General features: G+C 61.1%; 12 protein-coding genes. 11 read left to right on the top strand and 1 reads right to left on the bottom strand.

What is annotated here, in order from left to right:
• Positions 1 to 146: 146 nt before the first annotated feature.
• Entirely contained in the window at positions 147 to 950 is an 804-nt protein-coding gene (locus ACQY1K_RS19805) for a helix-turn-helix domain-containing protein (RefSeq protein WP_162734844.1), read from the bottom strand.
• A 113-nt stretch (positions 951 to 1,063) separates the two neighbouring features.
• Here ACQY1K_RS19805 and ACQY1K_RS19800 point away from each other — a divergent pair, with 113 nt between their 5' ends.
• The 11 genes from ACQY1K_RS19800 (at position 1,064) to ACQY1K_RS19750 (ending at position 13,629) form a co-directional block, all read left to right on the top strand.
• On the top strand, positions 1,064 to 2,377 hold the full coding sequence (locus tag ACQY1K_RS19800) for an MFS transporter (protein WP_197978126.1): 1,314 nt from the start codon (positions 1,064 to 1,066) through the stop codon (positions 2,375 to 2,377).
• 19 nt (positions 2,378 to 2,396) lie between these two features.
• Positions 2,397 to 3,140, top strand: a complete 744-nt coding sequence (locus ACQY1K_RS19795; RefSeq protein ID WP_192087472.1) for an HpcH/HpaI aldolase family protein — start codon at positions 2,397 to 2,399, stop codon at positions 3,138 to 3,140.
• A gap of 45 nt (positions 3,141 to 3,185) precedes the next feature.
• A complete protein-coding gene (locus ACQY1K_RS19790; protein WP_113166296.1) occupies positions 3,186 to 4,094 on the top strand; it encodes a hypothetical protein in 909 nt (302 codons plus the stop codon).
• A gap of 34 nt (positions 4,095 to 4,128) precedes the next feature.
• Complete coding sequence (locus ACQY1K_RS19785; RefSeq protein ID WP_113166297.1) at positions 4,129 to 5,100, top strand: DUF6282 family protein; 972 nt, start codon at positions 4,129 to 4,131, stop codon at positions 5,098 to 5,100.
• Positions 5,097 to 5,975: a 3-keto-5-aminohexanoate cleavage protein gene (locus ACQY1K_RS19780; protein ID WP_430260435.1), complete on the top strand. Its 879-nt coding sequence runs from the start codon at positions 5,097 to 5,099 to the stop codon at positions 5,973 to 5,975. Before ACQY1K_RS19785 ends, ACQY1K_RS19780 begins: the two co-directional genes overlap by 4 nt.
• A gap of 1,398 nt (positions 5,976 to 7,373) precedes the next feature.
• On the top strand, positions 7,374 to 8,501 hold the full coding sequence (locus ACQY1K_RS19775; RefSeq protein ID WP_430260433.1) for a transporter substrate-binding protein: 1,128 nt from the start codon (positions 7,374 to 7,376) through the stop codon (positions 8,499 to 8,501).
• The gene (locus ACQY1K_RS19770; protein ID WP_113111355.1) at positions 8,498 to 9,079 is read left to right on the top strand and encodes an ANTAR domain-containing protein; all 582 of its coding nucleotides are present in this window, start codon (positions 8,498 to 8,500) and stop codon (positions 9,077 to 9,079) included. The genes ACQY1K_RS19775 and ACQY1K_RS19770 overlap by 4 nt, the downstream gene beginning before the upstream one ends.
• Entirely contained in the window at positions 9,079 to 9,927 is an 849-nt protein-coding gene (locus ACQY1K_RS19765; protein WP_430260431.1) for an ABC transporter permease, read from the top strand. Before ACQY1K_RS19770 ends, ACQY1K_RS19765 begins: the two co-directional genes overlap by 1 nt.
• Positions 9,927 to 10,847: an ABC transporter permease gene (locus tag ACQY1K_RS19760; protein WP_430260429.1), complete on the top strand. Its 921-nt coding sequence runs from the start codon at positions 9,927 to 9,929 to the stop codon at positions 10,845 to 10,847. Before ACQY1K_RS19765 ends, ACQY1K_RS19760 begins: the two co-directional genes overlap by 1 nt.
• A 22-nt stretch (positions 10,848 to 10,869) precedes the next feature.
• Positions 10,870 to 12,498: an ABC transporter substrate-binding protein gene (locus tag ACQY1K_RS19755; RefSeq protein ID WP_430260427.1), complete on the top strand. Its 1,629-nt coding sequence runs from the start codon at positions 10,870 to 10,872 to the stop codon at positions 12,496 to 12,498.
• Positions 12,499 to 12,684: 186 nt separating this feature from the next.
• Positions 12,685 to 13,629: an acetamidase/formamidase family protein gene (locus tag ACQY1K_RS19750; RefSeq protein WP_430260425.1), complete on the top strand. Its 945-nt coding sequence runs from the start codon at positions 12,685 to 12,687 to the stop codon at positions 13,627 to 13,629.
• The last annotated feature ends 4 nt before the right edge of the window (positions 13,630 to 13,633 follow it).

Genomic DNA, 13,633 nt, shown 5'->3' with positions numbered 1-13,633 from the left:
GACAGCCGATGTCGGTTGCCTTGCGGAAGTGCTCGGTGGTGCTTTGACGGGATTCACGATGCGTTGGAAGTGACTTGCCCCCAAATTATCCAGTTTTGAGTTTGCTCTAGTGCAGTATAGACCCTCTTCGACTGAGCCGCATCGCATCACGTCGCGATTTGATGGTCTGAGCGAACTCTGCAGGTGTCAGCTACGTCTGCTTGGAACTGCTCACAACCGCTTGCGATCCGTAGTGATAGCTCATGAAGCGGTTCGCAGAATTTCGCTACTGCCTGCTCGACCGAAAAAGCCGAGTTGAAATAGGTGACGCCAACCGTTGCGAGGACTTTGTCATCCAGCATCACAGGCATCGCGATGGTGTTCGACGAGCGGGGTTCGCTCATCAAGTCGCGTAGCGAAAATCCTGCACGGCGGACGCGGCCGAGCATGTCTAGCGCATCCTGTCGCTCGACGCGCTCGTGGATGTCGAGGAGGTCCAGGAGCATTTCTCTCTCAGCTATTGGGCAGAAAGCTAAGTAGGCGCGACCTAGCGCCCGTGTAAGCAGGTCGAGGCGTAGGTTGATGGTGCCATGGAACGGAGAGTTAGGGCTATCTATGATAGTACTGAATCGCACAATGACGTTTCGTTCCTCCAGCGTGGCGACGGCAATCGGCCACTGATACTTGCGGGTGAATTCGATCGACCAAGGCCGAGCGGCTTCGATCACCAGCGGGTCGCGATGATAGCCGCAGCTAAGAGCCTTCACGTTCGACGTGACCTGGTAACCGCCCTGACGTCTATCGTTCGTAACGTAACCAGCCTCGCCCAGCGTTTTTAACAGGCGCACCAGAGTTGCCTTAGGTAGCCCTGTCGCCGCGTGTAGATCCTTCAGCGATGTGACGCGGCTGCGGTTCAATTCGCGCAATATATCGAACGCTCTGAGCACAGATTCAACGGTTTGACCGCTCATGCAAAATTCCACCAGGCGGAACAATAGATATAAGTCATGACCTGACCTGAGGGAATTTGCAACAATCGTTTTCGGAGAGGCACGAGCTTCGTGCAAGGGAGGAAAACATGTCAATGAGCTCATCAGTCAACGAGGCAAGTGTCATAAATCGCCTATCATGGCGGATCATGCCGATGGTGATCGGACTTTATCTTTGCGCGATCATCGATCGCTCGAACATCGGCTTTGCTAAGCTGCAGATGCTCGATGACCTGCATCTGTCAGAAGCAGGGTTCGCGTTCGGGTCCTCGATCTTTTTCCTCAGCTACGTTCTAGTGGAAGTGCCAAGCGCGCTGGCGGCCTACCGCTTTGGTGCCCGGCTGTGGTTTGCGCGCATCGCCTTGACCTGGGGACTGCTGACAGTCGTCCTCGCATTCTCGAATTCCGGCCTCACATTCTATTTCCTGCGTTTCCTGCTCGGGGCTGCCGAGGGAGGGCTTTATCCTGCGGTCATCTACTACCTGACGCTGTGGTATCCCGAACGCCATCGTGTTCGCGCCGTCGGTTTGCTGACGCTTGGAAGCGCTTTCGGCAACATGCTTTCGGCGCTGATCGCGGGTCCGCTGCTGGATCTGGATGGAGCGTTCGGCTTCACTGGCTGGCAGTGGGTGTTCATCGTCACCGGTATTCCGCCGATCCTGCTGTCCGTGGTGGTACTGAAATTTCTGCCGAACACGCCGGCCGACGCGACATTCCTGTCGGCCTCTGAAAAGTCCTGGCTTGGAACAAGCAATTCGGCTCCTAGGCACCATGCGAACCCGCTACGCGCGCTGATCGACCCCAAGGTCCTGTCGATGGCGCTTGTCTACATGCTCATCAATATCTCCCTGTTCGGGGTCATCTACTGGCTTCCGACAGTGATCAAGGGGTTCGGCGTCACCGGTACGCAGAACGGCCTGCTGAATGCCGTTCCCTGGGGCATTGCTGCGGTGCTGCTCATTACCCTGCCGCGACGGCTGCATACGGAAAAAGCGATCGTCAAGGCGACGATGGTCATCACGTTGATTGGCGTTATGTCGTTCGTGGCAGCCACGCAGCTCGACACCAATGTCCTTCGCTTCATCGCACTGGCCATTGGTGCCCCCTGCATCTCGATCCTCTTTCCGTGCTTTTGGTACTTTCCCTCGAAGCTCTTCCAGGGTGCACGCAGCGCAACCAGCATAGCGGTCATCAACACGATCGGGCTCATCGGTGGCTTCATTGCTCAGAACCTGATGCCGGGTGTCGCGCAGATGACCGGCACCGCCGTCGGCGCGATGATCGTGCCCGCCGCCTGCGTCGGCCTTCTCTTCATCATCACCGTCTTGCGCTTCCTGTCGATGCGCGGCGCCCCCGAGGCCGAAGTGCGGCCGGACTTTCACGCAACTGCAAGGCTCGATCATGACTGACATCTCGCAGAAAACCACAATGACCTTCCGTCAGCGCCTTATGGCCGGCGAGCGAATGCTCGGAAGTTTCATCAAGACGCCGACATCCCATTCGGTCGAGATTCTTGGCGATATTGGCTTCGACTTTGTCGTGGTTGACGAGGAGCATGCGCCCTTCGATCGAGCCGCAGTCGACGTCGCGGTTCTGGCGGCGAGGGCGGCCGGCACTGCGGCACTGGTGCGCGTCTCTTCCGAAGTGACGATCCTCAGCGCTCTCGACTGCGGGGCGGACGGCATTCTGGTTCCGCATGTGGCAAATGTCGCCAAGGCCAAATCGGTCGCCGCGGCATCGCGCTATCGCAATGGGACGCGGGGATACTCGCCCTCGGGGCGGTCCGGACGCTATGGCGCAGACGTGTCGTGGCCGTATATCGACCGGAGCGACGCCCGGATCGCGACGATCGCGATGATCGAGGATCCCTCCGCCCTGGACGATATCGACGCGATCGTCGCCGTCGACGGCATCGATGCGTTCTTCGTCGGTCGCGGCGACCTGACGCTGGCATTGAACGCCGCAAGCTCGTCGTCCGACGAGGTGACCGCGGCTGTGGTGAAAGTGTCCGTCGCCGCCGGAAAGGTGGGAAAGCCTGTCGCGGTGATGGCGGCTACGCGCGAGGAGGGCGATGTCTTCGCCGCGCTCGGGGCAACGGCCTTCATCCTCTCTTCCGATCAGGGCTTCATGCGCAAGGCCGGCCTTCAAATGCTGCAGGCATTCCGGGCCTAGCGGCTGCCCATCCCAGCCTCGATTTCAAAGAAAAGGACGTCTGTCATGTATGACGCAAGTGATCCACGTGCCAGTTTGGCGGCAGGAAAGCCTTTGAGTTCGCCCGCCGGGCCGGCCTTCCCGGCAAGCTATGCCCGGTTCTACGATCAGGAAGCGCAAGATACCGACGGGGCAGGGAAGACCTGGATCGTCCGGGGGCAAAATTTCGTCCTTCTCCACACTCAGGCAGAGGGCGAACTGCTGCTCGAGCGACGGGGCCAGCCGGACGAATATGTGCTGCTCATGCCGGACGAGGCCACGACGGCGGTCGTCGAAGCGGGCGGCGAAAACCGAACGATCGACGGTCACTCGCTGACTTTCCTACCACCTGGCGATAGCAGCGTACGTCTATCAGGTGGCGGCCATGTCGTTCGCCTGTTCACCAGCGCCGCCGGGGATCTTCTCGAACAGGCATCGAATGCTGCGCTCTATGCCACTGCCAACCCGGCCATCCCGCCGCTGGCCAGCTGGCCGGCGCCCGTGGATGGCTACCGCATCCGCAGCTACAGTCTCGCGGTTCAACCGGAGCCTGGACGCTTCGGCCGGATCTTTCGCGGTTCGACCTTCATGGTGAACTATCTCGAACCCAAGGACGGGCCTCGCGATCCGTCATTGCTGTCGCCACACGAGCACTCCGATTTCGAGCAGTGCAGCGTGGCCCTGTCGGGGGAATACATTCATCACCTGCGGTGGCCCTGGACGACCGACAAGGCGCAGTGGCGTGACGACAACCACGAGACCTGTGCCTCACCCTCGGTCGCCGTCATCCCGCCGCAGGTAATTCACACGTCGCAGGCGATCGGAGCCGGGATCAACCAGCTCGTCGACATCTTCTGCCCGCCGCGCGCCGATTTTTCCGCCAAGCCAGGCTGGGTCCTGAACGCAGAGGATTATCCGATTCCTGCCCGTCCGTGAGAGTTGCGTTCCTACCAGACAAGAGGTCAGTCCGATGAATATCGAACCGTTTCTGCCGCGCCATGACGGTGCATTCGAACTCGAACAGCCGGCGCGGGCCGGCGAGGTCGCGGACCTGTTGAAGGGTGCCGTCGACCTGCACTGCCACAGCGGCCCGGCGGCCATGCCGCGCATCCTCGACCACCGGGAAGCCATGCGCGAGGCCGCCGAGGCCGGGTTCCGGGCGTTGCTATTCAAGGATCACTATTATGTCGGCATGCCGCACGCGATCCTGTTGCAGTCCCTCTACCCGGAAGACCGCATCGAGCTATTCTCCGGAATTGCCTTGAACAACGCTACAGGGGGCATCAATCCCCATGCCGTCGACCACGCGGTCGCGCTCGGGGCAGCGATCGTCTGGATGCCGACACTGTCGGCCGCCAATCACTTGGCCGATGCCGGAAAGCAGACGAAGACATTTCCGAAGACGACCCGTAGAATGTTGCCCGTCGAGCCGCTGAGCGTGCTGGACGCGAATGGTGCACTGACCGATAAAACCAAGCAGGTTCTCGACATCATCGCCGAAGCCGACATCATCTTATCCGGTGGCCACCTGTCGGCAGGCGAGTTGCACGTCCTGTTCGAGGAAGCAGGGGCGCGGGGTGTGAAAAAGATGCTCGTCAACCACCCAACCTACGTGATCGGCTGCACCGACGAGGATATCCGCCAGCTTGTCGGGCTCGGTGCCCATATGGAGCATTCGATCGGCATGTTCGTCGGAGGCAAGTCACTGAAGTTCACCCCGCAGGATCTGGCTCATCTGATCGAGGTCGCCGGCATCGATCGCACGATACTATCGTCCGATCTCGGCCTCATCGGCAGTCCGCGCCCGGTCGCAGGCTTCCGCGCTGTTGTCCAGACGCTGCTCGATCTCGATTTTCCCGCCGCGGAAATCCGCAAGCTGATCGGCGGTAATGCCGCATCGCTCCTCGATCTGCAGCATATCGGAGAAGGCGCATTTCGATGAGAGCCACGATCCTCACCTGTGCGGTAACAGGCAACCTGACGGCGCGCGAACAGCATCCCAGCCTGCCGGTCACGCCCGACGAAATTGCCGACGCGTGCATTGCTGCGGGCAAGGCCGGAGCGGCGATCGCCCACATCCACGTCCGCGACCCGCACACCGGCAAACAGAGCATGGAGCTCGCCTATTATCGCGAAGTTCTCGAGCGGATTAGGGTAAGTGGCAGCGATATCATCATCAACCTGACGACTGGGCCGGGTGGCCGCTATGTGCCGAGCGACGAGGACCCCGGCATTGCTGCTCCAGCCTCGACCATCATGCCGCCGGAGCGGCGCGTCGAGCACATTGCTGCCCTGAGGCCGGAAATCGCCACGCTCGATCTCAACACGATGTTTTCCGGAACTGCCGTAGTGATCAATACGCCGCGCAACGTACGGATCATGGCCGAAGTCATTGTGGCGGCCGGCGCTCGACCGGAGCTGGAGGTTTTCGACAGCGGCGACATCCACCTCGCGCACGATCTGATCACAGATAGCACGCTTTCTTCGCCGGCCATGATCCAGATCGTCACTGGTGTTAAATACGGCGCCGCATCTACCCCCGAAACGCTCGTCTACATGAAATCCCTGTTGCCATCCGGCTCCCACTGGGGCGCCTTCGGCGTCGGCAGGCTTGCCTTCCCGATGCTGGCGCAGTCCTTCCTTCTAGGCGGGCATGTGCGGATTGGACTTGAGGACGCGGTCTATATCGAGCGAGGGCGTCTGGCGAAGGATAATGCTGAAATGGTAGAGAAGGGGGTGCGTCTCGTCCAAAATCTGGGTGGTGTGATCGCAAGCGCAACAGAGGCCCGAAAGATTCTCGGGTTGCAGGGCAAATAGGCATGGTAGCAGCCCATAGAGAGTTGTGCGTCGAGGCAACCAACCGCGTCAAATTCCTTGATCGACAGGCCCTAGTTGGTATCGACATTCAGGACTTTTAAAGTTGAGGTAAATGCACCCAAACATTTGGCCGATGGGGTTCCATACAAGTTTCTGAGCAATCAGGCTCCCCGCAACCAATGAAACGCGTAAATTCGACCATTCCGGATATCTGGTTTTGAGCTCCTCGTCACTACTGTCGAGGGGCTTTTAAAGTCTCTCTTCCGTGCCGGTTTCGCCAAACGCTATCCGCGCCATCGGATCGTTGCTGGCTGCAGCAAGGAACTGCTGTTTCAGCTTGGCAATCTTTTCCTAAAAATCCTCCGCCATCGCCTCTGTGTTGCCTAGTACTGAACTACCTTCTCTCTCCGGGTCTATCTGGGAAGAAATGACCGTGTGCAGGCTCGGCAGCTAGAAGCGAGCGACAGACGTACGAGCAATAGTGCTCGTCCCGATGGCAGCCATTGACCTGAAATCTCTGAACTTCATGTCGGATCAGTTAATTGGCGAGCTCAGGTTCCGAGTTCGAACGTAGGTAGACGACTGCACAAGAAATGACTGTGTTTCGCCGCTGAGATATCGCTTCCAGGTCTGCTTGTTTGCGCATGAGCTAAATTGAATCATCGAAGATCGCGATACGCCGAGGATAATTGTCGTCGACGACGGCAGCTAGTTCACGAGCAACGCAGTCCTGCAACGGACCGATCAGGTCAATGTCGATTTGCCATGCGTCGTACGTGGCAAGCCAATTTGAAACGCCTACGCCGAAAGCTCCAACAGGCAGCTGCGCGACGAGTTCTTTGATCCGTGGTTATCAAGGCCTTCAGACTGGCCAATCGTTGCAACCACCACCGACCGCAGTCTGGCATCTGCCGGCCTACACCTGCGTCGTGCGCTCAGACCATCGAACCGCTACGTGACGCGGCTCAAGGCGCCGTAAGTGCTACACACAGCCGGGCTACCGTCCAGGCTATACTGACCCGACACCGGTGGATCGACGCTAAGCTGGATAGAATTTTAAGGCGCGCTCCAACTGAGGCTCTTTCCGTTAATAGCAAACAATGCCTATGTGCTTGGTTCGCGCCGTCAGTAAATTACCCGGGCTCAGAGCGGTCGCCTCGTCCCTGTCGTCGACTGCCGCGTTTTGTGCCGCTTATGACGAAGCCATACGCGACACAGTCAAGTCGAAGACCCGTCGCACTTGACAACAGAGTGCTGCCTGTATTTTACTCAAGCTCGCGGAATAGGCATGCGCCGCCGCATCACATGACTTTGATTGTCTCCAGGCAGTTTCGCCTCACATCGCCCCGCCCCGTGCGGGATCTGCGTTGTGGGGTATTTTGGTTTTGGTGCACCCGCATGAACGACCCGATCAAGATTGGCATTCTCTTTTCGACAACCGGCCCCTATGGGTCGATGGGTCGGGACGCGCGCGACGGTGCCGATCTCGCGATTGCCGAATTCGGCGACGCGTCTGATGGCGGCGTCGATGCTGTGTTCTTCGATCCACACGCGGATCTTGCCGCCTATCTGGATGGTGCCCGCAATCTGCTACGACAGGGATGCCGCCACATCGTCGGCACCATCACCTCGGCTGCCCGCAAGGAAGTCCTGCCGCTGATCGAAAAGCATGACGGTCTTCTCTGGTACATGTGCCCCTACGAGGGGTTCGAGGCCAATGAGAGCGTCATCTATCTCGGCGGCTGTCCGAACCAGCACCTCCTGCCGCTGTTCGAGTATCTGATCCCCCGCTATGGCAAGCGGCCCTATCTGGTCGGCGCCAACTATGTCTGGGGCTGGGAAATGAACCGGCTTGCGCGAGAACTGGTGGGCAATGCCGGCGGCGAGGTTCTCGGTGAGCGTTACCTGCCGCTTGATGAAACCGCCGTCGAACGGATCATCGCGGAGATCGAGCAGCGGCGTCCGAGCTTCATTCTGAACAATCTCATCGGGCCGTCCAGCTATGCGTTTCTGGCCGCCATGCGGGCGCTGGCTGACAGGGATCCTGCGTTTCGACCCGAGGTCTGCCCGGTCGTCAGCTGTGACCTGATGGAATGCGAACTTGCCGATATCGCGCCGGGTGCTGCCACCGGGCAGCTGTGCGCCGCCTCCTATTTCGATACGCTGGCGACGTCCGAAAACCGTCGCTTCAAGCAGAATGTTCATGCGAGGTTCGGCGAGCGCCGGGTGTCGAGCGTCTTTGCGAGCGCCTATACGGCGGTCAAACTGGCGCTTGCGGCGATTGCTGCCGCTAAAACCGACGACCCGCGGGCCGTGCGACAGCAGCTCAGCCGCCAGCCCTGGCCGAGCCTGTTCGGGCCGCTTGCCATCGATGCGGAAACCAACCATGCGGCGCTGCCCTTCCATCTCGGCCGCATCAACGGCGACAACGGTTTCGACGTGATCGCTTCACGGCCGCCGCTTGCGGCAGATCCTTATCTCACCGGCGGCAATCGTCTGCAGCCGAGACTGCGGGTGGTGTCATGAGGCAGACCCCGACTTTCGCCGGCTCAAAGGTCACGATCCTCCACCGCGAAGACGGCAATACCGAAAAGCTCGTGCGCCAGCTTCGGCTGCTCGGTGTCGAGGCAAATGTCCAGTGGGCGCCGCTATCGCCCGGCGATCTGCCCGACATCATCATGGTCGATGCGGACCAGGGCTGGGACGATCTCCTGCCGTTCGACAGGCAGGCACCGCTTCGCCCCGTCGTCGCACTGCTCGGATCGGAAGCGCCCGGTCGCATTGCCTGGGCGCTGTCGCAAGGGGCGGGCGCCATCATCGCCAAGCCCGTCGCCAGTTCCGCCGTCTATCCCGCGCTCGTCATGGCGCTGTCCATCCAGCAGGAGCGCGAGGAAGCACAGGATCGCATCCGGCATCTGGAGGAGCGCTCGCGCCTGAGGCCGCTGGTCTATGCGGCGGTCGAGCGTCTGATGGTCTCGCATGCAATCGGCGAGGATCAGGCCTATCGGACGCTGCGCGAATGCGCGATGCGCCGCCGGTTGCCGATGGAGCAGATCGCTGCCTTTATCGTCGCCGGCGCCGAACCGCTCCCGGAGGCAATCTGATGCGGGTGATGAAAGAGCTTCTGAGGCAGCCGGTCGCGTTATTCGGCATTCTCATCGTCCTCACTGTCGTCATTGCAGCGCTCGCCGCGCCGATGATCGCGCCGTTCGATCCTGACAACCAGATGTTCGACGGGCTTTCGCTGGAGGGTGCGCCGCTGCCGCCGGGCGGAGCGTTCCTGCTCGGCACCGATACGCTGGGCCGGGATCTGTTCTCGCGTCTTCTCTACGGTGCCCGGACCTCGCTGATCATCGGGCTCGTCGCCAATGGCGTGGCGGTCACGATCGGGCTGTTCGTCGGCATCGTCGCAGGTTACGTGCGCGGCTTCTTCGGCACGCTCCTGATGCGGTTTACCGATCTGATGATGGCGTTTCCGGCGCTGCTGCTGGCAATCGTGCTTGCCGCCCTGCTTCGCCCGAGCCTCTGGATCGTCGCGATGGTGATCGCGCTGGTCAATTGGGTGCAGGTCGCCCGCATCGTCTATACCGAAACCCGCGGGCTGGTGGAGCGCGACTTCATCATGGCCGAACGCTCGCTCGGTGCGGGCCACGGGCGGATCCTGTTCCTGCATATTCTGCCGCATCTGATGCCGACGGCGATCGTCTGGGGCACGCTCGGCATTGCAACGACCGTGCTTCTGGAAGCGACGCTGTCCTTCCTCGGGATCGGCGTGCAGCCGCCGCAGCCGTCCTGGGGCAATATCATCTTCGAGAGCCAGAGCTATTTCCAGGCGGCACCGTGGCTGGTGTTTTTCCCCGGCGCGATCATTCTACTGACGGCACTCTCCTTCAACCTCGTCGGTGACGCCCTTCGCGACATTCTCGATCCGACGCAGCGGGGGCGAGGCTGATGGCGATGCTCTTTCTCCGGCGCGTGGTGCAGATGGCGCTGATCCTGCTCGGGGTCGCGGCGATCACCTTTGTGCTGCTCTACGCCCTGCCGGCGGATCCGGCCCGGATGATTGCCGGCCGCAGCGCAACGGCGCAGACGGTCGCCAACATCCGCCGCGAACTCGGCCTCGACCAGTCGTTGCCGGTGCAGTTCTGGTCCTATCTCTCCAACCTGCTGCAGGGCAATCTCGGTCGCTCCTATGCGCAGAAGACCGAAGTGGCGACGCTGATCATGGCGCGGCTGCCGGCCACCCTGACGCTGATGTTTTCCGGCATCGTCGTCGAAGTGGTGCTCGGGCTGACGCTTGGAACGATCGCTGCCGTCCGCCGCGGCGGGTTTGTCGACCGGGTGGTGATGATGGCATCCTTTGTCGGCGTGTCGGCGCCGCAATTCGTGGTGGCGCTGCTGCTGCTTTATGTGTTTGCCGCAACGCTCGGCTGGTTTCCGATGAGCGGCTACGGCACGTTTTCGCATGTGGTTCTGCCGGCCGCCACGCTCGGCGTGCTCGGTGCCGGGTGGTATGCCCGCATGGTCCGCTCGGCAATGATCGACGTGCTCAACCAGGATTACGTGCGCACGGCCCGCGCCAAGGGGTTGTCGTCGCGCCGCATCACCTTCCGCCATGCGCTGCCCAATGCGGTGCTGCCGGTCATCGCCATGATTGGCATCGATATCGGCCAGTTCATGGGGGGTGTCGTCGTGGTGGAGGCCGTCTACGGCTGGCCGGGCATCGGCCAGCTGGCGTGGCAGGCGATCCAGCAGGTGGATATCCCGATCATCATGGGCGTGACGCTCACTTCCGCGCTCGCCATCATTCTCGGCAACCTCGTTGCAGACCTTATCGCGCCGGTCATCGACCCGCGCATTAGAACCCGCTGACAGCAACAAAAAGGGGAACGACATGTTCAAACGCTGGCTTCGAAACACAACCGTTGCAACCATGGTGGCAATCGCCCCCGTGGGCACCATGTCCGCCATGGCGCAGGGCGCACCGCAGCAGGGCGGCGATATCGTCGTCACCTACAAGGACGACATCACCACGCTCGATCCGGCGATCGGTTACGACTGGGTCAACTGGTCGATGATCAAGAGCCTCTATTCACGGCTGATGGATTACGAGCCGGGCACGCCGAACCCGGTGCCGTCGCTCGCCGAAAGCTTCGAGGTCGCTCCGGACGGGCTGACCTACACGTTCAAGCTCCGCAAGGGTGTAAAATTTTCGAACGGTCGCGAAGTCGTCGCCTCCGACGTCAAATACTCGATCGAGCGTGCCGTCGATCCGAAGACGCAAGGCCCCGGTGCCGGCTTCTTCGGCGCCATCAATGGCTTCGAGGACGTGACGGGCGGCAAGTCGACGACATTGTCGGGCATTGAGACGCCGGACGCCGGCACGGTCGTGTTCAAGCTGTCGCGCCCGGATGCGACCTTCCTGCACGTGCTCGCCATCAACTTCGCCTCGGTCGTGCCGAAGGAAGCCGTTGAGGCAGCTGGTGGTGATTTCGGCAAGAGCCCTGTCGGCTCCGGCACCTTCACTCTCAAGGAATGGACGATCGGTCAGCGTCTCGTGTTCGAGAAGAACCCGGCCTATTACGTCAAGGACATGCCGCATATCGACAAGTTCACCGTGGAAGTCGGCCAGGAACCTCTCGTCGCATTGCTGCGTCTGCAGAAGGGCGAGGTCGATATCGCCGGTGACGGCATCCCGCCGGCAAAGTTCCTGGAAATCAAGAACTCGCCCGACGGCGCCCAGATCATTGTCGACGGCGCGCAGCTGCATACGGGCTACATCATGCTCAATACCAAGATGAAGCCGTTCGACAACGTCAAGGTGCGCCAGGCCCTCAACATGGCGGTCAACAAGGATCGCGTCGCGCGCATCCTCAACGGTCGCGCCACGCCGGCCAATCAGCCGCTGCCGCCGCTGATGCCCGGTTACGACAAGTCGTTTACCGGCTATGCCTACGACGTTGCCAAAGCCAAGGCGCTGCTTGCGGAAGCGGGCTTTGCCGATGGTTTCGAGACGGTGCTCTACTCGACGAATACCGATCCGCAGCCGCGCATTGCCCAGGCCATCCAGCAGGATCTGGCAGCGATCGGCGTCAAGGCTGAAATCCGGGCGCTTGCCCAGGCGAACGTGATTGCTGCCGGCGGCACCGAAGGCGAAGCGCCGATGATCTGGTCGGGCGGCATGGCCTGGATCGCCGACTTCCCGGATGCGTCGAACTTCTACGGCCCGATCCTCGGCTGCGCCGGCGCGGTACAGGGCGGATGGAACTGGTCCTGGTACTGCAACAAGGATCTCGATGCCCGCGCCGTGGCGGCAGATTCGATGTCCGATCCTGCAAAGGCTGCGGAGCGTACCGCTGCCTGGGGCAAGGTCTTCACCGACATCATGGCTGATGCGCCATGGGTTCCGGTGATCAATGAGCGCCGCGTCGTTGCCAAGTCGCTGCGCATGGGCGGTGCCGACAACATCTACATCGATCCGACTCGCGTCATCAACTACGACGCGATCTTCGTGAAGCAGTAGACGCTTTCGGCTTTCGCCTGAGGTCGATACCCCCTCTGGCCTGCCGGCCATCTCCCCCACAAGGGCGAGAAAATCCGCAGCGACGTCCAGTTTCGATCGCGGACGGAGCGGCAGGCTAGCCCCTTCCCCTTGTGGGGAGGGGTCGGGAAGGGGACTTGCCAACAAAAGATACCAGGGAGAACATTCATGTGCATAGCCTGTACCCACACCATTCACCGCGCTCAGCATAATTTCGGCTGGAACAAGGATTTCGAACCGGCCGTGGTCGCGAAATCGGGCGAGACGATCCATTTCGAGTGCCTAGACTCCTCCGGCGGCCAGCTCGGTCGCGATGCGACGCTGGAGACGCTGAACAGTCTCGATTTCGGCAAGATCAATCCTGTTTCCGGACCTGTTTATGTGGAAGGCGCCAAGCCCGGTGACGCGCTGAAGGTCACGCTGCGCAAGTTCATTCCGTCAGGCGTCGGCTGGACGGCCAACATTCCGGGCTTCGGTCTTCTGGCCGACCAGTTCAAGGACCCGGCGCTGCATGTCTGGACCTATGATACCGCCACCATGGCGCCGTCGCTGTTCGGCCCCGGTGGACGGGTGCCGCTGAAGCCGTTTGCCGGGACGATCGGTGTCGCTCCTGCCGAAGCGGGCACCCATTCGGTCGTGCCGCCGCGCCGGGTCGGGGGCAATCTCGATATTCGCGACCTGTCGGCGGGCGTCACGCTCTACCTCCCGGTTGAAGTCGAGGGTGCGCTGTTCTCGATCGGCGATACGCATGCCGCCCAGGGCGACGGCGAGGTCTGCGGCACGGCGATCGAAAGCCAGATGAATGTCGAGGCGACCATCGAGCTGGTCAAGGATGCAAAGCTCCAGTCGCCGCGCTTCACCGTGACCGAGCCGGTGACCCGCCATCTCGACGGCGCCGGATACGAAGTCACGACCGGCATCGGGCCGGACCTGATGACCGGTGCGCGCGAAAGCGTCATGCGGATGATCGATCTGCTGACCGTCGAGCATGGGTTGAACCCGGTCGATGCCTATATGCTCTGCTCCGTCTGCGGCGATCTCAGGATCAGCGAGATCGTCGATGCGCCGAACTGGGTGGTGTCGTTCTACTTCCCGCGGATCGTCTTCGCGTGAACGA

It is taken from the genome of Neorhizobium sp. IRS_2294, from assembly GCF_050500145.1.
In the GTDB taxonomy this organism is placed as follows: Bacteria; Pseudomonadota; Alphaproteobacteria; order Rhizobiales; family Rhizobiaceae; genus Neorhizobium; species Neorhizobium soli.
Note: the sequence above shows the minus strand (reverse complement) of the source record. Positions and strands in the feature narration are given on the sequence as shown.